At 69.7% G+C, this 25,070-nt stretch carries 24 protein-coding genes; 9 read left to right on the forward strand and 15 right to left on the reverse strand.

Annotated features, from left to right (window positions below; translation table 11 throughout):
• Positions 1 to 164: 164 nt before the first annotated feature.
• On the forward strand, positions 165 to 1,187 hold the full coding sequence (locus tag JF781_RS02705; protein WP_225329829.1) for an acetylserotonin O-methyltransferase: 1,023 nt from the start codon (positions 165 to 167) through the stop codon (positions 1,185 to 1,187).
• 95 nt (positions 1,188 to 1,282) lie between these two features.
• Here JF781_RS02705 and JF781_RS02710 read toward each other — a convergent pair whose 3' ends face one another.
• Positions 1,283 to 1,726, reverse strand: a complete 444-nt coding sequence (locus tag JF781_RS02710; RefSeq protein ID WP_225329830.1) for a hypothetical protein — start codon at positions 1,724 to 1,726, stop codon at positions 1,283 to 1,285.
• A 112-nt stretch (positions 1,727 to 1,838) separates the two neighbouring features.
• Positions 1,839 to 3,011, reverse strand: coding sequence for an acyltransferase (locus tag JF781_RS02715; RefSeq protein WP_225329832.1), 1,173 nt, complete (start codon positions 3,009 to 3,011; stop codon positions 1,839 to 1,841).
• 181 nt (positions 3,012 to 3,192) lie between these two features.
• On the opposite strand from JF781_RS02715, the gene JF781_RS02720 reads away from it, so the two are divergent.
• Together JF781_RS02720 and JF781_RS02725 are read left to right on the forward strand one after the other, a co-directional pair.
• Entirely contained in the window at positions 3,193 to 4,500 is a 1,308-nt protein-coding gene (locus tag JF781_RS02720) for a DUF3068 domain-containing protein (protein ID WP_225330644.1), read from the forward strand.
• 21 nt (positions 4,501 to 4,521) lie between these two features.
• The gene (locus tag JF781_RS02725) at positions 4,522 to 6,231 is read left to right on the forward strand and encodes a hypothetical protein (RefSeq protein WP_225341141.1); all 1,710 of its coding nucleotides are present in this window, start codon (positions 4,522 to 4,524) and stop codon (positions 6,229 to 6,231) included.
• On the opposite strand, the gene JF781_RS02730 is transcribed toward JF781_RS02725, so the two are convergent.
• Genes JF781_RS02730 through JF781_RS02740 form a run of 3 tightly spaced genes read right to left on the reverse strand, consistent with a single transcriptional unit; the run spans position 6,211 to position 9,307 of the window.
• A complete protein-coding gene (locus JF781_RS02730; RefSeq protein ID WP_225330267.1) occupies positions 6,211 to 7,377 on the reverse strand; it encodes a glycosyltransferase family 4 protein in 1,167 nt (388 codons plus the stop codon). The two genes, JF781_RS02725 and JF781_RS02730, sit on opposite strands and share 21 nt — an antisense overlap.
• A 47-nt stretch (positions 7,378 to 7,424) precedes the next feature.
• The gene (locus tag JF781_RS02735; RefSeq protein ID WP_225330266.1) at positions 7,425 to 8,036 is read right to left on the reverse strand and encodes a DedA family protein; all 612 of its coding nucleotides are present in this window, start codon (positions 8,034 to 8,036) and stop codon (positions 7,425 to 7,427) included.
• A 41-nt stretch (positions 8,037 to 8,077) separates the two neighbouring features.
• Positions 8,078 to 9,307 carry a TerC family protein gene (locus JF781_RS02740; protein WP_225330265.1) on the reverse strand — a complete coding sequence of 410 codons (1,230 nt, stop codon included), beginning with the start codon at positions 9,305 to 9,307 and terminating at the stop codon, positions 8,078 to 8,080.
• A gap of 115 nt (positions 9,308 to 9,422) precedes the next feature.
• Here JF781_RS02740 and JF781_RS02745 point away from each other — a divergent pair, with 115 nt between their 5' ends.
• The 4 genes from JF781_RS02745 to JF781_RS02755 all read left to right on the forward strand — a co-directional run bounded on the left by JF781_RS02745 (position 9,423) and on the right by JF781_RS02755 (position 12,865).
• Positions 9,423 to 10,187 carry a class I SAM-dependent methyltransferase gene (locus JF781_RS02745; RefSeq protein WP_225330264.1) on the forward strand — a complete coding sequence of 255 codons (765 nt, stop codon included), beginning with the start codon at positions 9,423 to 9,425 and terminating at the stop codon, positions 10,185 to 10,187.
• A gap of 106 nt (positions 10,188 to 10,293) precedes the next feature.
• Positions 10,294 to 11,763, forward strand: a complete 1,470-nt coding sequence (locus tag JF781_RS02750) for an aldehyde dehydrogenase (protein WP_225330263.1) — start codon at positions 10,294 to 10,296, stop codon at positions 11,761 to 11,763.
• A 293-nt stretch (positions 11,764 to 12,056) separates the two neighbouring features.
• A complete protein-coding gene (locus JF781_RS28390) occupies positions 12,057 to 12,188 on the forward strand; it encodes a hypothetical protein (protein WP_014381414.1) in 132 nt (43 codons plus the stop codon).
• 89 nt (positions 12,189 to 12,277) lie between these two features.
• Positions 12,278 to 12,865, forward strand: a complete 588-nt coding sequence (locus JF781_RS02755) for a TetR/AcrR family transcriptional regulator (protein ID WP_225330270.1) — start codon at positions 12,278 to 12,280, stop codon at positions 12,863 to 12,865.
• 5 nt (positions 12,866 to 12,870) lie between these two features.
• Here the strand turns inward: JF781_RS02755 and JF781_RS02760 are convergent, their stop codons facing one another.
• The 3 genes from JF781_RS02760 to JF781_RS02770 all read right to left on the reverse strand — a co-directional run bounded on the left by JF781_RS02760 (position 12,871) and on the right by JF781_RS02770 (position 15,455).
• The gene (locus tag JF781_RS02760) at positions 12,871 to 13,167 is read right to left on the reverse strand and encodes a hypothetical protein (RefSeq protein ID WP_225330262.1); all 297 of its coding nucleotides are present in this window, start codon (positions 13,165 to 13,167) and stop codon (positions 12,871 to 12,873) included.
• Between the two features lie 20 nt (positions 13,168 to 13,187).
• Complete coding sequence (locus JF781_RS02765; RefSeq protein WP_225330261.1) at positions 13,188 to 14,702, reverse strand: class I adenylate-forming enzyme family protein; 1,515 nt, start codon at positions 14,700 to 14,702, stop codon at positions 13,188 to 13,190.
• A 210-nt stretch (positions 14,703 to 14,912) separates the two neighbouring features.
• Positions 14,913 to 15,455, reverse strand: a complete 543-nt coding sequence (locus tag JF781_RS02770) for an isoprenylcysteine carboxylmethyltransferase family protein (RefSeq protein WP_225330260.1) — start codon at positions 15,453 to 15,455, stop codon at positions 14,913 to 14,915.
• A gap of 98 nt (positions 15,456 to 15,553) precedes the next feature.
• Between JF781_RS02770 and JF781_RS02775 the strand changes: the two genes are divergently transcribed.
• Positions 15,554 to 16,144 (forward strand): TetR/AcrR family transcriptional regulator, encoded by a 591-nt coding sequence (locus JF781_RS02775; protein ID WP_225330259.1) that lies wholly within the window; start codon positions 15,554 to 15,556, stop codon positions 16,142 to 16,144.
• Here the strand turns inward: JF781_RS02775 and JF781_RS02780 are convergent.
• From JF781_RS02780 to JF781_RS02800, 5 genes are all read right to left on the reverse strand, one after another.
• A complete protein-coding gene (locus JF781_RS02780) occupies positions 16,141 to 16,959 on the reverse strand; it encodes a crotonase/enoyl-CoA hydratase family protein (RefSeq protein WP_225330269.1) in 819 nt (272 codons plus the stop codon). The genes JF781_RS02775 and JF781_RS02780 overlap by 4 nt on opposite strands.
• 83 nt (positions 16,960 to 17,042) lie before the next feature.
• Positions 17,043 to 18,452 (reverse strand): wax ester/triacylglycerol synthase family O-acyltransferase, encoded by a 1,410-nt coding sequence (locus JF781_RS02785; RefSeq protein WP_225330258.1) that lies wholly within the window; start codon positions 18,450 to 18,452, stop codon positions 17,043 to 17,045.
• Positions 18,453 to 18,496: 44 nt separating this feature from the next.
• Positions 18,497 to 19,702 carry an alpha/beta hydrolase gene (locus tag JF781_RS02790; RefSeq protein ID WP_225330257.1) on the reverse strand — a complete coding sequence of 402 codons (1,206 nt, stop codon included), beginning with the start codon at positions 19,700 to 19,702 and terminating at the stop codon, positions 18,497 to 18,499.
• 168 nt (positions 19,703 to 19,870) lie between these two features.
• A complete protein-coding gene (locus tag JF781_RS02795; RefSeq protein ID WP_225330256.1) occupies positions 19,871 to 20,533 on the reverse strand; it encodes a class I SAM-dependent methyltransferase in 663 nt (220 codons plus the stop codon).
• 227 nt (positions 20,534 to 20,760) lie between these two features.
• A complete protein-coding gene (locus JF781_RS02800; RefSeq protein ID WP_225330268.1) occupies positions 20,761 to 21,489 on the reverse strand; it encodes an alpha/beta fold hydrolase in 729 nt (242 codons plus the stop codon).
• Between the two features lie 153 nt (positions 21,490 to 21,642).
• On the opposite strand from JF781_RS02800, the gene JF781_RS02805 reads away from it, so the two are divergent.
• Positions 21,643 to 22,542 carry an alpha/beta hydrolase gene (locus JF781_RS02805; protein ID WP_225330255.1) on the forward strand — a complete coding sequence of 300 codons (900 nt, stop codon included), beginning with the start codon at positions 21,643 to 21,645 and terminating at the stop codon, positions 22,540 to 22,542.
• A 7-nt stretch (positions 22,543 to 22,549) separates the two neighbouring features.
• On the opposite strand, the gene JF781_RS02810 is transcribed toward JF781_RS02805, so the two are convergent.
• Entirely contained in the window at positions 22,550 to 23,863 is a 1,314-nt protein-coding gene (locus tag JF781_RS02810) for an amidohydrolase family protein (RefSeq protein ID WP_225330254.1), read from the reverse strand.
• Positions 23,857 to 25,047, reverse strand: a complete 1,191-nt coding sequence (locus JF781_RS02815) for a CoA transferase (RefSeq protein ID WP_225341138.1) — start codon at positions 25,045 to 25,047, stop codon at positions 23,857 to 23,859. The genes JF781_RS02810 and JF781_RS02815 overlap by 7 nt, the downstream gene beginning before the upstream one ends.
• Positions 25,048 to 25,070 lie beyond the last annotated feature (23 nt).

Below are 25,070 nucleotides of genomic sequence, written 5' to 3' on the forward strand. Positions count from 1 at the left end.
TGCGAGCAGATCGAGCGCGCGAAAATCCTCGAGAAGGAATACTTGTTCCTTCGAATCCTGTAATCACCGGGTATTGGAGAACGATGCCGCCAAAGTCACCGACATCAACCCCGAAATTGCCGCCCGCCCGGGTGGCTCGCGCGGTCGAACGAGTCCGTCATCACGTGGGGCGGCTACACCAGCGGCTGGCGCCTCCCCCGATCACGGTCATCGATCTCATCTTCGGAGCCTTTCTGTCGCAGGCCATCTCGGCGTCCGCGCAACTGGGTATCGCCGACGCGCTGGCTGCGGGCCCGTTGACCAAGGAGGAGCTGGCGGGCCGCATCGGGGCCGACCCGGACAGCGTGGCGCGGCTGATGCGGTTGCTGATCAGCCGCGGCGTGTTCCGCAGGTGCCGCGACGGCCGTTTCGCACTCAACGCGCTGGCCGATACGTTGCGCACCGATTCGCCGATCTCGACGCGTGGGGCCGCCCTGCTTTTCGGCTCGCCCCAGCACCGGGCGAACTGGACGCGGCTGGCCGACGCGGTGCGCACCGGAGAGCCGAACCCGCCGAAGGTGTTCGGAAAGGACTTCTTCGACTATCTCCGTGACGACCCCGAGTTCGCGGAGATCTTCAACAACGCCATGACCTCCACGTCGTCGGTGCTGGAGGCGGCGGTGGTCGCCGCCTACGACTTCACCCCATTCGGTGTCATCGCCGATATCGGTGGCGGCCACGGTCGGTTGCTCTCGTCGATTCTCGCCGCCGCCCCCGGTGCGCGCGGCGTGCTGTTCGACCTCCCGGAGGCAGTCGAGGGAGCGCCGCCTGTGTTAGCCGCGCACGGTGTCGCCGAGCGAGTCACCGTGACGGGCGGGTCGTTCTTCGAAAGCGTGCCGGCCGCTGACGCCTATGTGATGAAGAACGTCATCCACGACTGGCCCGATGACAAGGCCATCGCGATCCTCGGCACCATCAAAGCCGCGGCGCCTCCGGGCGCGAAGCTGCTGCTGCTGGAGATGGTCGTCCCCGATCACGACCGCGAATTCCTCGGCCACTACGCCGATTTGGAGATGCTGGTGCTGGCGGGCGCACTGGAACGCGGCCTCAAGCCGTGGACCGACCTACTCCGGCGGGGAGGCTTCCGGCTGCAGCGCGTGGTGCAGACGGCAGGCCCGCTCTGCGTCATCGAAGCCGTGCCCACCTAGTTTTGTCATGCCAATAGCAAACTCATTGTGCGACAGTCCTGTTGTGTGAGTGCAGCATTCACACCAGCAGACGTTTACGTGGTCGCTGATGGACGTCAGGCCGCCAACCCGTCGTAGACCTTCTTGTAGTACGACGACAGCAAGCGCGGTCCGACGAACCGCATCATCGCTACAGCGATCATGCCGGTCAGATTCGTTGAGGTCTGTTCCCACACGCCATGCACGGAACTGCCACCCTCGGGCCTGGGCGTGGCTTCGAGCGTCATGAAGCTGCCCGGCGCCTGCGCATCGCCTTCGACGACCGTCAGTGTGACTGAATTCGGCTTCGCCCAGTCGTAATGCCATCTGGCCGACACCTTCGGAAAGTCTTGGCCCTCGCGGACGTCGGCCTCGGTCTCGCCGACGTGATACACCTCGAACGCCTTGGCCGACAATGCCGGCCAGCGGTGCGGCCGGTTGGGCGAGAAATCGGTCATCAGTTCGATGACCTCATTGGGCGTTGCCGTTGTCACGAAGTCGAATTCGAATCTTGTGTGCACCCGGACGAACGTATCAGCATGCTACCGCCGGTGACCCTGATCCTCGACGCCACAGGGCAGCGACGCTCCACCCGTTCGCGTAGGCGCTGGAACAGTGGATGGACCGCACCGGCTAGGGCGCGATCGCGTCCGCCTCCGCGTCGACGGCCTGGGCCGCTTCGGCCGGCCTTTCGCGTTTCTCCCAGCGCCGCAAGGCTTCTCGGCAGGGCGACTCGACCAACGCGTAGCTGACCGCGGCGATCGCAAACCCGAAGATCAACGTCAGCACCAACACCGTCGGCATGTTGCCGGTGAACGGGAACGTCCCGACGACCGGGAACACCATGGCCAGCGCGGCCAGGTGCCAGATGAACAGGCCGTAGGACCAGCGGCCCAGGGTGACCATGGCGGTCGTCCCCAAGATCCGGTGCGGCGTGTCCGGCCGGTCCAGCACCAGCGGCGCGACCAACGCGAAGGCGACCAGCGCGCCCATCGCCGTCTTCACCGCGAACTGGGCGGGCGTGCCGGGCACCAGGCCTTCCGGCCCGGCCAGCGGCGACGCCGCGACCAAGTAGGCCGCCGCCGCGACGACGGCCATCACCAGCCGGTGGCGGGCGATGCGGTGCGGGAACCCGACGCCGCTGTGCACCCACTCGGCCAGCAGCATGCCCGCCGCGAACCAGGAGAAGAACGCCGGCGGCCAGTTGAGCGGGTTGACGCCCTCGGCCGCGAGGCCCGGCACCCAGCCCCACGCCCAGCTCAGCGCCCCCAGCCCGGCGATCGCCGGCACCCGCGCGCGCACCGGAAGGCGGCGGGCCAGCAGCGCGAGAACCGGCAACGCCAGATAGAAGCTGACCTCCACGGAAAGGCTCCACATCTGGGTCAGCCCGCCGGTCAGCGTGAGCGGCACATAGATCTGGGTGAGCGTCAGGTTGGCCAGCCACACCGTCAGGCTGGCGTGGTCGGCGTCGGGCAACAGGGTCAGAATCACCACGACCGCCACCACATACGCGGGCATGATGCGCACGACCCTGGACCGCAGATAGTGACCGGTGCGGGGACGGTCACCCAGATCCCTTGCCGCCCCGGCGTGCCCGCGCCACAACAGGAAACCCGACAGCGCGAAGAACACCGCGACGGCGAGGTCGAAACGGCCGAACAGCCGGCCGGAGGCGCCGCTGGAGTGCCCGGTCTGGAAGGCGACGTGGGTGACCACCACGCCCATCGCCGCGCAGGCACGCATGCCCTCCACCGCCGGCAGGAAGCTGCGCACCCCACCCACCCGCTGGTCGCCGCTCACCACCACAGTGTGCCTGTGCTGGGTTGCCCGACGAATGGGTACACCCGAAGGACCGCCCGCACGAGCATCAGGTTCGTAAGCCGCCGCCTTACATTCTGCTGTTAGGGTCAAACGAGTTTGCCCGGCTGCTCGCTCGGGTCGGGTCGCGGCTGAGAAAACCAAGGGATCATGAGGAGGGCACAGCGACGTGAACCGAGCAGTCATGTTGCGGTTCGCCGCATGCGGGATCATCGGACTCGGAGCCGCCCTGCTGATCGCCGCGCTGCTGTTGTCGACGTACACCACCAGCAGGATCACCAAGGTCCCCCTGGACCTCGACGCCACGCTGGTCGGTGACGGCACCGGGACGGCGCTGGACTCCGCATCGCTGTCCACCGACCACGTCGTCGTCAACCAGAACGTGCCGCTGGTCTCCCAGCAGCAGATCAGCGTCGAATCGCCCGCCAACGCCGACGTGGTCACGCTGCAGGTCGGAAGTTCGTTGCGGCGCACGGACAAGCAGAAGGACAGCGGGCTGCTGCTGGCGCTCGTCGACACCGTCACGCTCAACCGCAAGACCGCGCTGGCCGTCTCCGACGACACCCACACCGGCGGTTCGGTCCAGAAGCCGCGCGCCGTCAACGACGAGAACCCGCCCACGGCGATGCCGCTGCGGCACGACGGGCTGTCGTACCGGTTCCCGTTCCACACCGAGAAGAAGACCTATCCCTATTTCGATCCGATCGCGCAGAAGCCGTTCGACGTCAACTACGACACCGAGGAAGACGTCAACGGGCTGACCACCTACAAGTTCACCCAGAACATCGGCTACAACGGCGACGGCAAGCTGGTGGCCCCGGTCGCGTACCCGTCGCTGCTGGCCGGCAACGAGGACGCCAAGCAGACCACGTCGGCGTCGATGTGGGGCGTCCAGGGCGCCGACCCGAACGAACAGATCACCATGACCCGCTACTACGCGGCGCAGCGCACGTTCTGGGTGGACCCGGTGTCGGGCACCATCGTCAAGCAGGCCGAGCACGCCGACCACTACTTCGCCCGGGACCCGCTCAAGCCGGAGCTCACGCTGGCCGACTACAAGGTCACCTCGAACGAGGACACCGTCGAATCCCAGGTCAACGCCGCCCGCGACGAGCGCGACCGGCTGGCGCTGTGGTCGCGGGTGCTGCCGATCACGTTCACCGCGGTCGGCCTGATCGCGCTGGTCGGTGGGGGGCTGCTGGCCTCCTTCAGCCTGCGCAGCGAGAGCGCGCTCACCGACCCCGGGTTGGATCGGGGTGACCAGGACTTCTTCGGCCGCAGCGGCCTCGAGGAACCGGTGCCCGGCGCCGAGGCCGAGACCGAGAAGCTGCCCACCCAGCGTCCCGATCTGCGCGAGGAGTCCGGCGCAGACCCGCCCGGCTCGCCCGGGGCCGCCCGACCGTCCGGCCCGGACGAGCCCACCACCGAGGCGCGGCCCACCGAGTCGAATCCGCCCGCCCCGCACGACCGCGAATAGCCCGGCGCGGATGCGTTGACCGTGCGCTGGACCCGGCCGGGGTACGCACTGGTCCTGGCGCTGCTGGTGGTCGGGCCGCTGCTGGCCCCGGGATACCTGCTGCTGCGTGACGCGGTGTCGACGCCGCGGTCGTACCTCTCCGATACCGCCCTGGGATTGACGTCGGCGCCGCGCGCCACCCCTCAGGATTTCGCGGTGGCGCTCGCCTCGCACCTGGTCGACGGCGGCGTCGTGGTCAAGGCGCTGCTGGTGTTGGGGCTGTGGCTGGCGGGCTGGGGCGCGGCCCGGCTCGTCGACGTGGCGCTGCCGGGGGCGGGCGCGCCCGGCCAGTTCGTCGCCACCACCCTGGCGATCTGGAATCCCTATGTCGCAGAACGACTTCTGCAGGGCCATTGGAGCCTGCTGGTCGGCTACGGCTGCCTGCCCTGGGTGGCGACGGCCATGCTCACGTTGCGCGCGGGATCCGGCTCGTTCTTCGGGCTGGCCTTCTGGACCGCGCTGGCCGGGCTGACCCCGACCGGGCTGCTGTTGGCCGCGACGGTGGCGCTGGTCTGCGCGCTGGTTCCCGGTACCGGCCGGCCGCGCCGGTGGTGCGCCGCGGTGGCGGTGGGCGCCGCCCTGGTGGCGGCGCTGCCGTGGCTGGTCGCGTCGGTGCTGGGTGCGTCGCTGACCGCTCACTCGGCGGCGAACCGGCTGGGGGTCGAGGCGTTCGCGCCGCGTGCCGAGCCCGGGCTCGGCACACTCGCCAGCCTGGCCAGCCTCGGCGGGATCTGGAACGGCGACGCCGTACCCGCTTCGCGCGCCACGCTTTTCGCGGTGTCCTCAGCCGTGGTGCTGCTCGGCATCGTGGCGCTGGGCCTGCCGACGGCCGCCCGCCGTCCGGTGGCGGTCCCGCTGCTCGTGCTGGCCGCGGTGTCGGTGCTGGTTCCGGCGGCGCTGGCCACCGGGCCGGGTCTACACCTGCTGGGCGCGGTCGTCGACGCCGTGCCCGGGTTCGGTGTGCTGCGCGACGGGCAGAAGTGGGTGGCGCTGGCGGTGCCCGGCTACGCCCTGGCGGGCGCCGGCGCGGTGGTGACGGTGCGCAGGTGGGTGCCACTCGCGACGGACGTGGTGACGGCGCTGGTCTGCTGCGTGGCGCTGCTGCTGGCGCTGCCCGACCTGGCCTGGGGCGTGTGGGGCAAGGTGTCGCCGGTGCACTACCCGCGCGGCTGGGCCGCCGTCGCCGCGACGATCAACGCCCGGCCGGCCGCGGTCGCGGTGTTGCCGGCCGGGACGATGCGGCTCTTCTTTTGGTCGGGCGCCGCGCCGGTCCTGGATCCGCTGCCCCGCTGGCTGCGCGCCGAGGTGCTGAGCAGCGGCGACCTGGTGATCTCGGGGACCACCATCGCGGGCGAGGGTGCGCGCGCCCGGGCCGTGCAGGAGCTGATGTTGACCGGGCCCGATCCGTCGGCGCTGGCGGCGGCGGGCGTGGGATGGCTGGTGGTGGAGTCGGACAGCGCCGGCGACATGGGGGCGGCCGCGCGCACCCTCGGCGCGCTGCCGCCGGTCTACCGGGACGACGCGATCGCGCTCTACCGCGTCGGCGGGCAGAGCGCCGGGGTGCCCGCCGATCGCCGGGCGGCGACGATCGTCGCCCACCTCGCGTGGCTGGCGCTGCTGGTCGCGGGCGCCGCGGGCGCGGGGATCGGCGCGTGGCGGCGCCGCGCCCGGTCAGCCCCGGCCGGTGACTAGGCCGTGGACCGTGCGGCCGGAGTGCACCGCGTCCAGCACGCCGCGCATCGCGTCGGCGCTTTGCGCCCAGGAGAATTCACCGCTGCGGGTGTGCGCCTTGGTGCCGAGTTGGTCGCGCAGCACCGGATCGGCGAGCAGTTCCTCGAGCCGGTCCACCAGCTCGGCGTGGGTGTCGACCAATACACCGGTCACCTCGTCGACGATCGAGTCCGACAGGCCGCCCGAGGACCGGTACCCGATGGTCGGCACCCCATGCTGGGCCGCCTCGACGACCGCCAGCCCCCAGCCCTCCTTGCGCGAGGGCAGCACGTGCACCCAAGCCCCTTGCAGCACATGGTGTTTCGTCACGTCGTCGACGTGACCATGGAATGTCACGGCGGCGCAGATGCCGAGCCGTTGTGCGTGTTCGACGAGCCGCTCGCGCCACCAGCCGTCGCCGACGATGTCGAGATGCAGGCCCGGTGTCCGCGGCAGCAGCGCCGCGACCGCTTCCAGCGCGTCCTCGATCTGCTTGTGCGGCACCAGCCGCGACAGCACGACCACCCGCGGCGCGGCCGCGCGCGGACCCGACAACGATTGGGCGGGCGCCTGATCCAGGCCGTTGCGCACCACCGCGATCTGCGTGCCGTTGACGCCCAGGGTGACCAGGTCGCGCGCGGAGGGCAGCGACACCGTCACGTACTGGTTGCGCCGGTTCACCCGGGGCGACAGCGTCGACTCGACGAACCAGCCGAGCCGGCCGAGCACCGGGCCGGCCACCGGCCACTGCTGGCGGTGGCAGTGGTGTACCAGCACCACCACGCGACGGCCGTAGACCAGCCGCGCCAAGAAGGGCAGGCCGTTCTGGGTGTCGACGACCACGTCGGGCCGCACCTTCCGCAGCGGGCCCACGCCGAGCCGGGCCGCCGCCATCGCCAGCAACGCCCAGACGTACACCGAGTAGCGGCCACCGGCGCGGTCGATCCGCACGCCGTCGACGACTTCGCGGCGCGCCGCGCCCCGATAGCGGGCGGTACGCAGCGTGACGTCGATCCCCGAGGCGGCCAGCTGCGCACCGATGCGCTGCAGATAGGCTTCGCTGCCGCCGCCCTGCGGGTGCCCGGTATCGCGCCAGCACAGCAGCAGGACCGAGCACAGAGCAGACATTAGTGGTCAAGCCTAATGGGAATCGGCCGGCGCGCCATGCGGGACCGTTAGCGCCGCACCCGCCCTTGCGTGCGGGCCCGGCGGCGGATCCATCGGATCAGTTCGATCACTCCGGCCAGCGCCAGCGCCGTGCCGAACGCCACCGCGAACGCCGCGACCGTGTTGTCGGCGAAGGCGTTGCCGCCGATGTAGCCGATCAGCGTGTTGAGCGTCGCCCACACGACGGCACCGATCGCGTCGAACACCACGAACTGGCGATAGGGAAAGTCCAGCACGCCGCAGGCGATGGTGGTGGCCGTGCGGCCCCCGGGCAGGAACCGGGCCACGATCACCAGCGGGCCGCCGTGGCGGTCCAGTTCCCGGTGTGCCCAGTCCAGGCTGCGCTGTCCCTTCTCGCCGCGGGTGATCCAGCGGCGGGCGAAATCGTCGGCCGAGTGACCGATCGCGTACGCGAGGTTGTCGCCGACGAACGCGCCGATGGCCGCCATGGCGATCACCCAGCCCAGCAGCATCGAGCCGTTGGCCGCGAGGATTCCCCCGGTGAGCAGCGCCGTCTCGCTCGGCAACAGGGGAAGGATGGCGTCGAAAGTGCAGGAGGCCAGGATCAGCGGATATGCCCACCACGAGTGGCCGAGCGCGTCAAGCAGGGAGTCGAACACTAGAGCGCAACACTACACAGCGCGGGCCGGCGCTCAGGCTCTCAGGAGGTCAGGCCCATCCTGACGAACGGCTCGGCCTCGCCCCGGCCGACGGCTTCGTCGTGCTTGGCGGCCGCGCGGTCGAACAGGTCGATCAGCGCGGGCTCGTCGCGGACCAGCTGGCGGTACTTGGGGCCGAGCGCGAGGATCTGATCGCGCTCGTCCAGCAGCTTGCGGAAGATGCGTTCGCGTTCGCCCGCGTCGTGGGTGTATTCGGAGTCGAGGTAGGCCGTCGCGTGGCGCCGGGCGCCGGCAATCGCCGTCCGGGCCTTGCCCATGGGGCTCAGTAGCGAGGCGACGACGGTGACGACCAGGACACCGACGATCACGGCCAGCGACAGGTAGGTGCTGATCTCGACGAGCGAGACCGGCTCGCCGTCGTTGATGAACGGGACGTTGTTCTCGTGCAGGGCATGCAAGATCAGCTTGACACCGATGAAGCCGAGGATCGCCGCGAGGCCATAGGACAGGTAGACGAGCCGGTCCAGCAGGCCCTCGATGAGGAAGTACAGCTGGCGCAGGCCCAGCAGCGAGAAGGCCGTGGCGGTGAACACGATGTAGACGTTCTGGGTGAGGCCGAAGATCGCCGGGATCGAGTCGAGCGCGAAGAACATGTCCGTGCCGCCGATGGCGACCATGACCAGCAGCATCGGCGTCATCGCGCGCCGGCCGTCCACCGTCGTGAACAATTTGTCGCCGTCGTAGTGCTCGGAGGTGTGCAGGACCTTCTTCGCGATCCGGATGACCACGTTGTCGGCCTTGCGGGATTCCTCGCGCTCGTCGGGCCGCAGGACGCCACCGGCCGCGACCAGCAGGATCAGCCCGAACAGGTAGAAGACCCACGCGAACGTGTTGATCAGCGTGGCGCCGAGAAAGATGAAGCCGGTCCGGGCGATCAGCGAGAAGACGATCCCGAACAGCAGCACCTTCTGCTGATCCTCGCGCGGGACCCGGAAGCTGGCCATGATCATCAGGAAGACGAACAGGTTGTCGACCGAGAGCGCCTTCTCGGTGACGTACCCGGCGAAGTATTCCGGGCCCTCCTCGTGGCCGCCGAACGCGAGCAGGCCGACGCCGAACAGCAGCGCGATGCCGACGTAGGCGAGCGACCAGAGCGCGGCCTCCCGCAGCGTCGGGGCGTGCGCCTTGCGCACATGGAAGAAGAAGTCGAAGGCCAGCAGCCCGACGATGCCCAAGACGGTCAGGGCCCACACCCAATCGGGAACATCCATTCGCTGCCTGAGCCACCTTCGTCGGAGCCATGAGCCATCGTGAGTCTGCGTCGTCGTCGCTTTCGTACCCTCTTTGCCGCCACAGTATGTGTGCCCCCGGCCGTAGGGTTGGCCGGTGGCCGTGACCGACCTCTTCGCGCGCCGGGCGACGCTGGCCCGCTCGGTGCGGCTGCTGTCGCAGTTTCGCTACGAGCGGTCGGATCCGGCCCGCTTCTACGGCGCGCTGGCCGCCGACACCGCCGCGATGGTGAGTGACCTGTGGCGGGAGGCCCACGCGGACTCCCCCGCCGGCCGCACGCTGCTCGACGTCGGCGGCGGCCCGGGCTACTTCGCGGCGGCCTTCGCCGACGCCGGGGTCCGCTACATCGGGGTCGAGCCCGACCCGGGCGAGATGCACGCGGGCGGACCCGCCGTCGCGGCGGCGGGAAGCTTCGTGCGGGCGTCGGGCATGGCGCTGCCGTTCGCCGACGATTCGGTGGATATCTGCCTGTCGTCCAACGTCGCCGAACACGTGCCGCGGCCCTGGCAACTCGGCGCCGAGATGCTGCGGGTGACCCGGCCCGGCGGGCTGGCCGTGCTGTCCTACACGGTCTGGCTGGGGCCGTTCGGCGGCCACGAGATGGGCCTGACCCACTACCTGGGCGGCGAGCGCGCCGCGGCGCGCTACGCCCGCAAGCACGGCCGTCCCGCCAAAAACAACTACGGGTCGTCGTTGTTCGAGGTGTCGGCGGCCGACGGCCTGACGTGGGCCGCGAGCACCGGCGCCGCCGTGGCCGCATTTCCCCGCTACCACCCGCGATGGGCGTGGTGGCTGACGGGCGTGCCGGTGCTGCGCGAGTTCTTGGTGAGCAATCTCGTGCTGGTCCTGCAACCCCAATAGTGAAACGTGTTCTCGTTTTGCGCCGGCTTGGGTAGGGTGGCGCCATGCCCGCCGACGACGATGACAGGGCAGTGCGATCTGAAACAAGCAGGAGGAGTGGCGGAACATGGCCGACGCTAAGACCGAATACGACAAGCTTTTCATCGGCGGCAAGTGGACGGAACCGTCGACCTTCGAGGTGATCGAGGTGACCTGTCCGGCCACCGGCGAGTACGTCGGCAAGACGCCGCTGGCCGCCGCGGCCGACGTCGACGCCGCCGTCGCCGCGGCCCGCGCCGCGTTCGACAACGGCCCCTGGCCGACCACACCGCCGAAGGAGCGCGCGGCCGTGATCGCCAACGCGCTCAAGGTGATGGAGGAGCGCAAGGACCTGTTCACCCAGCTGCTGGCGGCCGAGACCGGCCAGCCGCCGATGGGCGTCGAAACGATGCACTGGATGAGCTCGATCGGGGCGCTGAACTTCTTCGCCGGCCCCGCGGTCGACCAGGTCAAGTGGAAAGAGGTCCGCACCGGCGGCTATGGGCAGAGCATCGTTCACCGCGAGCCGATCGGCGTGGTGGGCGCGATCGTCGCCTGGAACGTGCCGCTGTTTTTGGCCGTCAACAAGCTGGGCCCCGCGCTGCTGGCCGGCTGCACGGTGGTACTCAAGCCCGCCGCCGAAACACCGCTGAGCGCAAACGCTTTGGCGGAGGCCTTCGCCGAGGCGGGGCTGCCCGAGGGCGTGCTGTCGGTGGTGCCCGGCGGGATCGAGACCGGACAGGCGCTGACCTCCAACCCGGACGTCGACATCTTCTCCTTCACCGGCAGCTCGGCGGTCGGCAAGGAGATCGGCCGTCGCGCCGCCGACATGCTCAAGCCGTGCACCCTGGAGCTGGGCGGGAAATCGGCGGCCATCGTCCTCGACGACGTCGACCTGGCTTCGGCGATCCCGATGCTGGTGTTCTCGGGAATCATGAACACCGGCCAGGCCTGCGTGGCCCAGACCCGCATCCTGGCCCCACGCTCGCGGTACGACGAAATCGTGGACGCGGTAAGCACTTTCGTGCAGGCGTTGCCGGTGGGCCTGCCGTCGGACCCGGCCGCCCAGATCGGTTCACTGATCTCGGAGAAGCAGCGGGCCCGGGTCGAGGGCTACATCGCCAAGGGCATCGAGGAGGGCGCCCGGCTGGTGTGCGGCGGCGGCCGTCCCGAGGGCCTGGATAGCGGCTTCTTCGTGCAGCCCACGGTGTTCGCCGACGTCGACAACAAGATGACGATCGCCCAGGAGGAGATCTTCGGCCCGGTGCTGAGCATCATTCCCTACGACACCGAGGAGGACGCGATCAAGATCGCCAATGACTCGGTGTACGGGCTGGCCGGCAGCGTGTGGACCGCCGACGTGCAGCGCGGCATCGAGGTGTCGGAGAAGATCCGCACCGGGACGTACGCGATCAACTGGTATGCGTTCGACCCGTGCTGCCCGTTCGGGGGCTACAAGAACTCCGGCATCGGCCGCGAGAACGGGCCCGAGGGCGTCGAGCACTTCACCCAGCAGAAGAGCGTGCTGATGCCGATGGGCCACACGATCGAAAGCTAGGTCTGGCACGCGTCGAACGTGCACTCAGGGCGAAATATCTGCCGATTTCTCGCCGTGAGTGCACGTTCGGCGTTTGGGGGCCGCCACGGCGGCCCGGCCAGCCATCCGGTCTATCGAGTATGCAATAGAGCATAAGTTCGGCCGATTTTCGGAACCGCAAGTGCGGACGACGGCGCCGACGCGCCGCATTTGTGCGGCGTGCGTCACATTACCCCTGAGAAATTGCTTAATTTACGGATGTCTTATATGGTTCTTAGCATAATCAAGGGCCGCACACAGGCCGGGAGAACACCATGTGGATCATTGAGCTCAACGTCGCCGGCTATCAATTCACCCGCGAGATGCCAGAATTGCGGCGCCGGACATTCCGTTTCAGCCCGCGTCATATGCACTGGCCGGCGCTGCGCCACTCGCACGCTGCATGACGCCAGCCCCGGGAGGTACGACAGTGCCGACTATCGGTGACGCCACCAAGCAGCACGCCCCGCCGAAGCGCGGGGACACGCGGACAAAGATGCTGGCCAGCGCGGCCGAGGTGATGCGCGAGCGCGGCGCCGCGGGCGTGACGATCGACGCGGTACTCGCCCGCAGCGGCGCCCCGCGCGGCTCGGTGTACTACCACTTTCCCGACGGGCGCAATCAGATCCTGACCGAAGCGCTGCGCTACTCGGGCGACTCCATCACCGCCATGATCGACGACGCCGCCGGCCGCGGCGCCCGGGCGTTGTTGGCCGAGTTCGTCGGATTTTGGGAGCGGCTGCTCACCGACGGCGGCTTCACCGCCGGCTGCCCGGTGGTGGCGGCGGCGATCGGCTGTTCCGACGAGGACGGTCCCAAGCTGTCCACCGAAGCCGGTGCCATCCTGGGCCGCTGGTGCACCGCCCTCACCCGCGCGTTCGTCAACGACGGCTTTGACGACGCCGACGCCGAGTCGCTGGCCGTGATGTCGATTGCCGCGCTGGAGGGCGCTGTCCTGCTCTCCCGCTCCACCCGCAACGCGGGCCCGCTACACCAAGTGGGTGAGCAGCTCGAATTCCTGATCAAGGCAAAGGAATTCGTCCTCCGGAACAAAATTCCGGCCAAGCATGACGACTCGCAGTGACGTTCTCAGTCGCTCGCGGGTAACGGCTTGACCTCTTTGAGGTGCAGCGCGGTCTGCCCGATGCTCAGGCTCCCGGCGCCCGGCTTGGTCACCAGCACCTCGGCGCCGGCTTCGTCCACGTAGCGCTTGCCCATGACCGTGCCGTCGGAGAACGACGGGTCCAATTCGCCCGAGCGCTCGGCGCCGACCGGCACCATCGGCACACCGCCACACCGCAGGTCGTCGAGGCTGTCCGCGCTTCTGACGACGATCACCTGCGTGTCGCATACCTGGCTGGCGAGACGAGTTCCGTTCTTGATCATTGATTTCCGTCCTTGATCGCTTACTGCTGGGCCGTCCGACGCGCAATCGGAGTGAGGGTCTGGATGATCTCCCGCCGCAACACCTTGCCGGTGGCGGTGGTGGGCAGCTCGTCGCGAAACACTACCTCGTCGGGGGTGCGTGATCCGCGCAAACTCTTGCGGACGAACTCGCGCAGTTCCGCGGGGTCGGGGTCCACGCCCGGCGCCGGCACCACCACCGCGACGATCGCCTGGCCCCACTGCGGATCCTCGACACCGACCACGGCGACGTCCCGGACGTGGGGGTGCTCGACCAGGACCTCTTCGAGCTCGGCGGGCGCGATGTTCTCACCGCCGCGGATGATGGTGTCGTCGCTGCGCCCGCCGATGAACAGGTAGCCCTCGTCGTCGAGCATGGCGATGTCCTTGGTCGGGAACCAGCCGTTCTCGTCGAGCACCGAGCCGATCCCGGTGTAGCGGCCCGAAACCTGCTCGCCCCGCACGAACAGCTCACCGGTCTCGCCCGGCGGCAGCACATTGCCGGCCTCGTCGCGGATCTGCAGCTCGATGCCCGCGACCGCCTGCCCGACCGACCCCAGCCGCCGCGCGCCCTCGGCCGTCGACGCCGCCAGCGCCGCGCGATGGTCGTCGGGAGTCAGGACCGCGATCGTCGAGCTGGTCTCGGTCAGGCCGTACGCGTTGACGAAGCCCACGCCGGGCAGCAGCTCGAGGGCCCGGCGAACCAGCGGCAACCCGACCTTGGAGCCGCCGTAGGCGAGGTTGCGCAGCGACGGCAGCTCGATAGGCGCCCCGTCGTTGTCCAGCACGGTGATGATCCGGTCGAGCATGGTCGGCACCACCGTCGCGGTGGTCACGTGCTCGGCGTTGATCAACCGAACCCATTCCTGCGCATCGAAATTGGGCAGGTACACCATTTTTCGGCCGGCATACAGGTTCGACAGCGCGGCGCTGACCCCGGCGATGTGATACGGCGGCACGCAGATCAGGGCGGCGTCGGTGTCGGAGGCCGCCCCGAACTCCACCGTCCCGGTGACGTAACTGGTCAGGTTGTTGTGCGAGAGTTCGACGGCCTTGGGCTGCGAGGTGGTGCCCGAGGTGAACAGCACGATCGCGACGGAGTCCGGGTCGGGAAACTCGGCAGCAGGCTCGGTCGTGCGGGCGGACTCGAGGAAGTCGTCGGACACCATCACCCGGTCCGACACGTCACCGATCATCTCCCGGTACCGGGCGTCGACGACCACCAACGGCTCGGGCAGCCGCTCGATCAGCGCCTGGATGCCCTCGGCGGAGAGCCGGTAATTGATCGGGGTGAAGGCCACCCCGGCGCGCGCCGCGGCGAAGATCAGCACCGGCAGCATCGCGCCGCCGGTACCGACATAGGCAACGTGCTTGGCATTCGACCCGGCGATCACCCCCGCGCCGCCGTCGGCGAGATCGCTGAGCTGTTGTGTTGTCAGCCGCAGGTCTCCGGACACCACCGCCGTGCGCTCGGCGTCGCCCGATGCGGCCATCTCGAGCAGCAGCGAAATGCTCATCCTCGATCTTTCTGGATTCCCGGCCCTTTACAAATCTCGTCTGCAGTGTAACTCAGCCGGGTTGCCCCCCGATGTCGAGCGTCCCGCGCGACCGGCGCCCTGGTCACGGCGGGTCCCTCGGCGCCGACGACATGGCCGGTTGAGCGCTTGTCGGTGAGGGGTGGGACGGGAAACCCGAGTGCGATCGGTGCCGGGCGCTCCGCGACGGCCTCAGCAACGAGCGGGCGGATCCCAGGCCGAGACCCGCGGGAACCAGCGCGGCACGTTGCTCCGGTAGTCCACGTATTCGCCGCCATAGCGCTCGGCGAGATGGGGCTCCTCCCAGAACCGAATGGCGATCGCCTGGAACGTGAAAAAGGTTGCGAACCAAAGCAATAGCGGGCCCGACGCGATGATGGCCGCCTCGCCGAGCAGGATGCACAGCACGCCGGTGATCATCGGGTTCCGCACGTGCCGGTAGGGACCTCGCACCACCAGATGGACCGGCTCCCCCATCACATTGCCCAGCCCGAGCGTGCCCTCGCCCACCCGGTCAAACAGCACGTTGGTCCAGACCATCAGGGCCAAGCCGGCGGCGATCAGTATGCAGCCGAGCGTGATCAGACCGATCGTCAGCGCCGCACCCAGGTGCGGCGCGCGCACACCTGTCGGCCCGACGATCAGGGCCGGCACCACGAGCGTCACCGTCGCCGGGAACAGCAGGACCGACATCAGGTGTCGCCACCACAGGCGTCGCCGCGTCCTCGTCACCATGGGAGACCTCCTCTATCGAATACTTCAACCTCCGTTCAAGAACTAACGTACGCCGCACGACGGCATTCGCCAACGCTTGTTGAAGTATTGTGGTGCGCATGCCAGCTGCGCGGCGCGCCGGCCGGTGGCGCACCGGTCAAGTGAACAGACAGCGCATCATCGACGCCGCGCGCGAACGCTTCATGCGCGACGGGTACGAGCGGGCCACCGTCCGCGCGATCGCGGCCGACGCCGGTGTGGACGTCGCGATGGTCTACTACTTTTTCGGCAACAAGGAAGGCCTGTTCACCGCGTCCACGCTGACCGGTCCCGAGCACCCCTTGCACCAGCTGGCCACGCTGCTCGACGAGGGGACCGAACGGATCGGCGAGAGGCTGGTGCGGCGCTTCCTCGAGCACTGGGAGCAAGGCGCCGTCTTCGAGCCGTTCCTGACGATGTGGCGTTCGGCGGCGATCCACCCCGAGGCGCGAAAGGTGTTGCACGACAGCCTCGCCGGGCCGATCGCCAAGCGGGTCGCGGCGGAATTCGGGGTGGCCGATGCCGAGCTACGGGTCGAGCTGGTGGCCAGCCACCTGGCCGGGCTCGCTTTCGCGCGCTACCAGCTGAAGATAGAGCCACTCGCGTCGAGCACCGTCGAGGACCTGGTCGGCTGGCTGGGGCCGACGCTGCAGCGCTATCTGACCGATTAGGTGCCCGTCCACTTGGGCGGGCGCTTCTCGGCGAAGGCGATGGCACCCTCCTTGGCGTCGTTGGAGGAGAACACCGGTGCCAGCAGCTTGTTCTGCTCGGCGAACATGGTCTCGGGGCTCCAGCCGCGGGACTCGACGATGATCTGCTTGGTGGCGGCCACCGCCAGCGGCCCGTTCGCCGCGATCTTCTCCGCCAGCTCGATCGCCGCGTCCAGCGCCGACCCGGGGTCCGCGAGGACGTTGACCATCCCCAGCGCGTGCGCCCGCTCCGCGCTCAGGTTCTCACCCGTCAGCGCCAGTTCCATGGCGATCGCGGAGGGGATGCGCTGCGGCAGCCGCAGCAGCCCGCCGCCCCCGGCGACCAAGCCGCGCTTGACTTCCGGGATGCCGAACGCCGAGTCCTTCGAGGCCACGATCAGGTCGGTCGCCAACGCCAGTTCGGTGCCGCCGGCCAGCGCGTAGCCCTCGACCGCCGCGATCAGCGGCTTGACCGGGGGGCGTTCGGTGAAGCCCATGCCGCGGCCCTCGACGATGGGCAGCTCGCCCCGGGCGAAGGCCTTGAGATCCATGCCCGCGCAGAACGAGCCGCCCGCGCCGGTGAGGATGCCCACCGACAGGCCGGGTTCGCCGTCGAGCCGGTCGACGGCGGCGGCCAGGCCGTTGGCCACCGCGGAGTTGACCGCGTTCTTGGCCTTCGGCCGATTGATCGTGATGATGAGGATCCGGTCCCGCTGTTCGACCAGGACTTCGGGTTCGTTGGCCTCTTCGCTCACGGTGCTCCCTTGTTCGTCACGGTGCTGACTTGTCGGACCGATGGTAACGGTCGACGGGAACGGCGTTAACGTGCCGGCGAGATTCGGGTTACCGCCGGGCGCGGTCACCGACCGGGCCGGGCCGGTCAGGCCGGTGCCATCGCGGCTTCGACGGTGGTGAGCTTCTCCGAAAACCCTGCGGCCCTGCGTATTTCGATGAAGTCGTCGACCATGGCGTCGGTCACCTCGTGCGGATCCTTGCACGTGGCCCCGTCGGCGAGCACCGAGATGTTGAGCTGATCGACATAACTCCAGACGGTGATGTTGAGCCCGCTGCCGGCCGTCAACGGGCCCACCGAATAGATCTCGGTGACCAGTGCCCCGCCGACCCGGCCGCGCTCCCGCGGCCCCGGGACGTTGGAGATGTTCAGGTTCAGGATCCTGTTGTGGCCGTCGCGGCCGGACGCCCACCGGAAGAACGCCTGGGTGGGGCCGGGCGGCATGTAGGCCGCCCACCGGCTGACCAGCTCCGGCCCCATCAGCTGATTGCTTTCCTTGGCGGCGATGGCGTTCTCGTGGGCGCACCGCACCCGCTCGAGCGGATCGTCGGAATCGGTCGGTAGGCCCACCAGCACCCCGGTGAAACGATTGCCGGAGATCCGCTCGGGCGAGAAGTCGAAACTCATTGGCACCGACGCCAGCAACGGTTCGGCCTTGCCGTCGTAGCGCAACAGCAGGGTGCGCAACGCGCCCGTCGCCATGGCCAGGACCATGTCGTTGATGGTCGCCCCGAGCCGCTTGCCGGTCTCCTTGACGTCGGCCAGAGCCAGTGTGGCGGTGGCGAACCGGCGCTCCGGGGTGATCTTGTGGTTCATGAACGTCGGCGGCGGCTCGAACGGTCGCGTCAATTCCGGGGAGAATTTGCGCGCGCTGCGGCGCACCCGGCCCAAACCCTGTGCGGTGTAGCGGATGGTGTGCGGCAGCCGCCCGACGTGGCGGACGTGGTCGGCGAACGCCGAGGCCATCAGCTGTCGCGTGGTCGGGGGCGGGTCGCACATGTACGGTCCGCCCTCCGGGCACGGCTGCAGGTCCATGCCGCGGGCCAACAAGTTCGCTGACGCGACGCCGTCGGCGAGCGCGTGGTGAATTTTGCCGACCACCGCAATCCTGTTGTTGGCCAACCCTTCCACGAAGTACATCTCCCAGAGCGGGCGGCTGCGATCGAGCGGGGTGCTGGCGATTTGCCCGATGGCCTCGTCCAGCTCGCGGCGACCCCCGGGCGGCGCCACCTGCCACGGGCGAATGTGATAGTCGAGGTCGACCTCGCAGTTCTCCCGCCACATCGGGTGGTGGAAGTTGAGCGGGACCTCGATGAGCTGGTAGCAGAACGGATCGAGCTTGTTCAGCCGGCCGGCGATGACTTGCCGGAACGCGTCGACGTCCAGGGAACGCCGATCGGCGTCCAGTTCGATGACGGCGGCCTTGATGGTGTGCATGTGCACGTTCGGCGTTTCGCTGTACAGCAGCACCGAGTCCCAGCCGCTAAGCCTCTTCACCGCCACCCCTTACCCATAGAGGGACAATACTCAGCGGCGCCGGGTCAGATAACCTCTTTTGCCCCGATCCGTGTCTTGGCGCGATAAACCTGGTTGAGGAACAGCGAGGCGACATGCGCGGCCGCGCCGGCGCGCTCGCCGTCGATGAGGTCGTATCCGTGGCCCGCGCCGGGCAACTCCAGGTAGCCGACCGTCGAATGCGACACCGTCCGCAGCCGTTCGACGAAGCTGCGCGCCTGCTCGACGGGGATGACGCTGTCCTTGCTGCCGTGAATCACCAGGAAGGGCGGCGCATTACGGTGCACCCGGGCGATCGGCGAGGCGGCCCGGAAAACCTCGGGGTGACGGGCGATCGATTTTCTGACCACCACCCGCTCCAGGAAGTCGACGAACCGCTCCCGCTCCGGCGTCGAGCGGTCCTCCCAGTCGTAGCGGCCGTAGATTCCGACGACCGCGTCCACCGACGTATCCGCACCCTCGGGCAGCTTCGCCTGATATTGAGGGTCATCGGCGGTCAGGCCGGCCAGCGCGCACAGGTGGCCGCCGGCCGAACACCCCGCTATCGCAACGAAATTGCGGTCACCGCCGAACTTGTCGACGTTGGCGCGCGCCCACGCGATGGCGGTTTTGACGTCGACGATGTGGCGCGGCCAGCGGTGGTGCGGCGCGACGCGGTAGTCGACCGCCAGGCACACCCACCCCTGCTCGGCCAGCCGTGACATCAGCGCGGACCCCTGACCCATGCACTTGCCATGCACCCAGGCGCCGCCGGGCAGGAAGATCAGGACCGGCGCGGGCTGGGCGGGCAAGTCGGCGCGACGCCAGACGTCGAGGACCTGCGCGGGGTGGTCCCCGTAGTGGACGCCGCGGCGATACAGGTGGCGGCGCTGCCGCAGGCCCTCCCAGATCGGCGGGGTCCGTTCGGCCGCCGGCCAATCCATTTCGAGATCCGCCGCCGACACGACGCCCCGCAGCGCAGCGAGGGAGACCTGCTGCGTGCTCTCCCGGTCCCGGCGCCGCGCGTCGTTGATCCCCGGGGTGAACCAGTCCTTGGTCGCCGCGGAAATCGCCGCCGGCGCGTGCCTGGCACCCCAGACGCCCATGGCGGTCATCGCGGCCAGCGGCTCGAGGTGTTTGCCGACCACCGGCAGCGAGGCCCCGGCCTCGCTCAGCGCCAGCGCATAGTCGGCGGGCCCGGCCCGCAGCAACCATTTCACCCACGGTGTGATGCCAGGTCGGTTCGCCGTCATGTCGGGAACTGTACCCCCGGGTAGGTCGGCGAAACTGATGTTTACGTAGAACCGGCTATGGTTGCGATTTCGCTTTGCCCGGCGGGGTCGCTGAATGGGTTATTGACCCTGTCTGGAATGCATTTGGCGGTTCGCTGCGCGCGGCGGATTTAGCTGCGCGCGACACGCTCAGACCGCCGCCAGGCTGGCGATCACCCGGTCGCCGATCAGGCGGACGCCGGTCAGCGTCAGCCCCACCTGCGCGGCCAGCGCCGCGGCGCTGTCCACCCCGACGGTGGCCCAGCGAAACCAGGGCCCGACCTCGCACGACGACTCGAGGCGGACCCAGCGCGACCGGATGCCGATGGTCTCGGCTTCGAATTCGGCGATGCACCGCCCGCCGCGGGCCAACAGCTCGAATGCGCGCCCGAGAATGCGCAGCGGGTCCCCGCCCAGGCCGACGTTGCCGTCGACCAGTAGGACCGTCTGCCACAAGCCCGTTCCGGGCAGCTCCTCGAACACGTCCCCCAACAGGGCCGGCGCACCGCCGCGACCCGCCAGCTGGATCGCGGTCGCGGACCGGTCGATGCCGAGCGCGGGGATGCCCCGCTGGATCAGCCTCGCCACCAACCGCCCCGGACCGCAGCCCAGCTCGATAGTCGGCCCGGTGCACATCTGCGTGACGGCTTCGTCGAAAACCTCGTCGACGGCGTCATCGGCTACGCCGGAGCCGTTCGGGGGACATCGCACACCCAGCCAGCGGTGCGCCGGCAGCGGCCGCAGTTCGCCGTCGTCATGACGGATCCAACATCGCTCCCCGCCGAGCGCCCGATCGTAAAGCTGCCCCAGCATGTCTCGCCCCTCGCGTCGCGGCCGATCGGGCGGCCTGCAGACGCTCGGCCCCAGGCGGGACGTTGCGAACACGAGCCGACAACCCCAACAAGCTGACGGCAAGCACGTTCGCCAGCATTGCACCGATACCCCGATCGCGGCCCGGTTAATCCACAGCGTTGTGGGCCCTGCGCGGACCCATTAGGGCTACGTGGCAGCGCGTGTTTCGGTTCGATAAATGTGTCGCGTCACCCGAACAGAAACGACTCCAGCAGCGCGTTGACCCGGGCGGGGTGCTCCAGCGCCGCGAGGTGCGCGACCCCGTCCAGCACGGCGAAGGACGCGGTGGGGATCGACTCGGCCATGGCCCGGGTTTCGGCCACCGGGAAGGTGGCGTCCTCCGCGCCGGCGACCACCAGCACCGGCGCGGTGACGCGCCCCAGCAGGGCGTGCTGGTCGGGGCGGGCCGAGACGACGCTGCGCACCGCCCAGCGGACCGAATCGGTGTTCACCGCAGTCACGTTCGTCCGTACGGTCTCGACCACGTCCGGGCGGGTGCGCAGCGTGGTCGGCCCCAGGAAGGCGCGGATGCTCGAGCGCGTCAGCGGCGGCCGGATGCCGCCGAGCATTTGCGCCAGCCACAGCATGGCGGCGTACTGAACCTTTTGCGCGACACCGGCTTTGGAGGCCGTGCAATTCATCAGCACGGCGCGGTCGACCCGGTCGGGGTGCAGGGCGGCGAAGGTGCCGCCGATCATCCCGCCCCAGGAATTGCCGACGAAGTGGGCCCTGTCGATGCCGAGCCCGTCCAGCAGGTCGACGACGCAACGCGCGCAGTCGGGAAAGCTGAACGGCCCCCTCAGCGGTGTGCTGCCGCCGTGGCCGGGCGGGTCGACGAGCACCAGGCGATGGCTGTCGCCGAAGCGTTCGGCCTGACCGGCCCACAGCTCGCCCGTCATCAGCAGGCTGGGCCACATCAGGACCGCGGGCCCGGCCCCGTCGCTCACCTGGACCCGAAGCGTCCCGAGGGCCGTGTCGACGAATCGCGTCGCGAGCTGGGGCACGCTGCCTCCCGGTGTCTGATCACTGATAGCTGTCCCTTGATTTTCCCCGTCGGTGATACTGGATCGGTGACGAACGACGCTGTTCATCCTGACCTGCAAAAACTCGCCCGCTTCGCCCCTCGGCGACTCGTCGGCCCGCGCACCCTGCCCGTCATGCGGAAAGCGATGGCCTGGCGGTCACGCCTGGGCAAGCCCGTCCGCGACGTCGAGGTGATCACCCTGGAGTCGGGTGCCGGGGTCCGGTTGTTCCGGCCCGCGGGCGTCAGCGAGCCGACGCCCGCGCTGCTGTGGATCCATGGCGGCGGATACGTGATCGGCGACGCCCGGCAGGACGACCGGTTGTGCAGCGGGTTCAGCAGGCGCCTCGGCATCACCGTCGCGTCGGTGGAATACCGCCTGGCGCCCGAACATCCGTATCCCGCACCGCTGGAAGACTGCTACGCGGCGCTGAGCTGGCTCGCCGGCCTGCCGTCGGTGGACCGGTACCGGGTTGCCATCGGCGGCGCCAGCGCCGGCGGTGGCCTCGCCGCGGCCCTGGCGCTGCTGGCCCGCGACCGCGCCGAGGTGAGCCCCTCGTTCCAGCTGCTGACCTATCCCATGCTCGACGACCGCAGTTCGGCCACCGCGCCCAGCGCGAACTACCGCCTCTGGGACAACCGCAGCAACCGATTCGGCTGGGACGCCTACCTGGGCAACGCGGACCCGCAGGTCGCCGTGCCGGCGCGGCGCGAGGACCTCAGCGGCCTGCCGCCGGCGTGGATCGGTGTGGGCACCCACGACCTGTTCCACGACGAGGACCTGGCCTACGCCGAACGACTCAAGGCCGCCGGGGTGCCGTGCCAGGTCGAGATCGTTCCCGGCGCCTTCCACGGATTCGACCTGATCGCGCCGAAACTTCAAGTGTCGCAACAGTTCTTCGGCAGCCAATGCGACATCCTGCGCGCGGCACTCGCACCGGCGTCCTGATCGCCGGTCACATCGCGAAGTACACCAGCTCGCCGCCGATCACGGTGGCGGCCACCATGCCGGCGTCGAGTTCCGCCAGCGCGGTCGCCGGCGGCTCACTGAGCACGCACAGGTCGCCCGGCTGCCCGGTGCGCACGGCGCGCGCCCGGTCCGGCTGATCCGCCCGGCCCAGAAACATCGTCAAAGCCGTTGACGGCGAGACACATTCGCCGGCGCCCAGAACGGCGCCGCTCGGTGTGGTGCGGTGCACCGCGGCGCGCATCGCCGTCCACGGGTCGCCATGGCCGAACGGCATGTCGGTGGACAGCGCGACCGGCACGCCCGCGTCGCGCAGCGCCGCGACGCGCCACAGCTGATCGTGCTCGGCGGCGGGCACCTCGGCGAGGTACTGATCGCCGCGCTCGGCGACGAAGTTGGGCTGGGTGACGACGGTGACCCCGAGCTCGACGAGATCGGCCACGTTGTCGTCGGGCACCACCGCGGCGTGTTCGATGCGGTCCCGCGGGTGGCCACCGGCCGCGCGCAGGGCCGCGATGGTCACCACCAGCTGGGCGGCGGTCACGCAGTGCACGGCCACCGGTTGCCCCGTGTTGTGCTGCCGGGCAATCCATTCCGTGAGGCCGTCGAGGTCGAGGCGGTCGTCGTGCAGGATCTTCTTGCCCGGGGACAGGAAGCTGACCCGTGGCCGGAACTCGCCGCGGCCGTGCGCCGCCGAGAGCGAGGCCCTGTCGTCGGCGTTGAGGTCGGGGGTGGCATCGGTGACGCCGGTGACGCCGGTCGCCGTGATGCGGCGGCTGAGTTCGGCCAGGTCGGTTTCGCGCCGGTCGAGGGCCTGCGACCAGCCGTCGTCGGCGCTGCGCAGTCGGCCGTCGGGGTGTTCGGCCAGGCCGACCCGGCCCAGCGCCTCGGAGTTGAGGATCCACAGCGCACCGCTGCGGTGCTGGATGCGCACGGGAACGCTGCGGACCATCGCGTCCAGCGCGGTCCGGTCGAGTTCTCCGGCGACCGAATCGTGGTAGCCGACAGCGCGAATCCACCCGTCGGGCCCGGGCGTGGCGTTCGCCAATAACTGGGTGAGCTCGGCTTCGCTGCTGACCCCGGGCGGCCCGACGAAAAACGAATCGAGCGCCGAAGCCGCCGAGCGCAGGTGCACGTGGTGGTCGTGCAGCCCGGGCAGCACGGTTCCGCCGCCCGCGTAGAGCACACCCTCCCCCGCCCGGGGCGTCAGGCCCTCACCCGAGGGCGCCATCTCCTCGATCTGCGTGCCCACCCGGATGTCGGTCACGGTCCCATCCAGCAGGGTGGCCTGCCGAATCAGCATGACAGGCAACGCCTTTGGCCGACAAGTTGGCGCACCGCCCCGTTGTCGGCGCCCAGCCCGGACGCCGGTGGGGACGCCGGCGGAGCCGACGGCGGGGACACCGTCGCGGGCGAAACCGACGGCCCGGTCGGCAGCCCCGCGTAGGTCGCGGCGACCGACGCCATGGACAGCCGGATCAACTCGCCCCCGCCACGCGCCAGGGACTCGGCCACCGCCAGGGCGGCCTGTAGCCCGGTCAGCGGGTCGGCGATGGCGTCGCCGCAGAACACCGGCCCCTCGTCGCTGGTTCCCACCAGGCCGCCGCCCACCGCGGCGTCGTCCCCGAATCCCGGCCGGCGGCCGTCATAGGCGGTGATTTGCAACCAGATTCGGCCCGGCCGCGGTGCGACGTCGTCCGGTCCGAGGCCCCGGCGCGCCAGCCCGGCCGGGCGGGAGCCCTCGATGACGACGTCGCTGACGGTGAGGAGCTCGCGCAGTTCGTCGGTCTGGCTGTCGAAATCGATGCCATAGCAGAGCTTTTCGTGGTTCATCCAGTCGAAAAAGGATTGGTCTCCGGCGCGGGTGCCGTCCGGGCGGCGCGGGCTTTCCACCTTGACGACCGTCGCCCCGGCGCGGGCCAGCAGCTGGCCGCACAGCGGGCCCGCCCACATCGACGACAGGTCGGCCACCAGCAGGCCGCGCGGCGCGCGCGCGGGCGCCGGCGGCCCGATTCGCCGCGTGCGGGGCGGCGCGGCCGTCACCTCGCCCAGGCCCGCCGCCGGGATGTCGAGCAGCGCCGCCCGCTCGACGATTTCGGGGACCACACGGGCGGCGACCCACCGTTGCAGCTGCGGCCACGGGTCGACGGCCACCTCGTCGGCCTGCAGCAGCGCGGGGACGGCGGCGAGGTCGTCGGCGCGCGAGAGGGTGAGCGCGCACCAGCCGTCCCGCGCCGCGAGCAGGCGGGTGGCGCCGCCGGGCGACACCCGGCCGGCGCGGGTCAGGCCCCGCAGGGCGGCCCGCCCGGTCAGCAGCCCGGCCGCGTCGACCTGCACGCCCCAGCGGCCGCCGATGGCCGCCGCCACCTCCTGCGCGCGGGGCAGCACACGGGCCCGGGAGAAGTCGGCGGGGCCGTCGGGCAGGCCCGTCAGGTAGGCCAGCCCACTGCTTCCCCAGGTGGTCGCTGCCGAGCTCACGCCCCCCATTGTGCTCGTGGCACGCATCGTCG

It is taken from the genome of Mycobacterium sp. WUMAC-067, assembly GCF_020217485.1.
Classification (GTDB): domain Bacteria; phylum Actinomycetota; class Actinomycetes; order Mycobacteriales; family Mycobacteriaceae; genus Mycobacterium.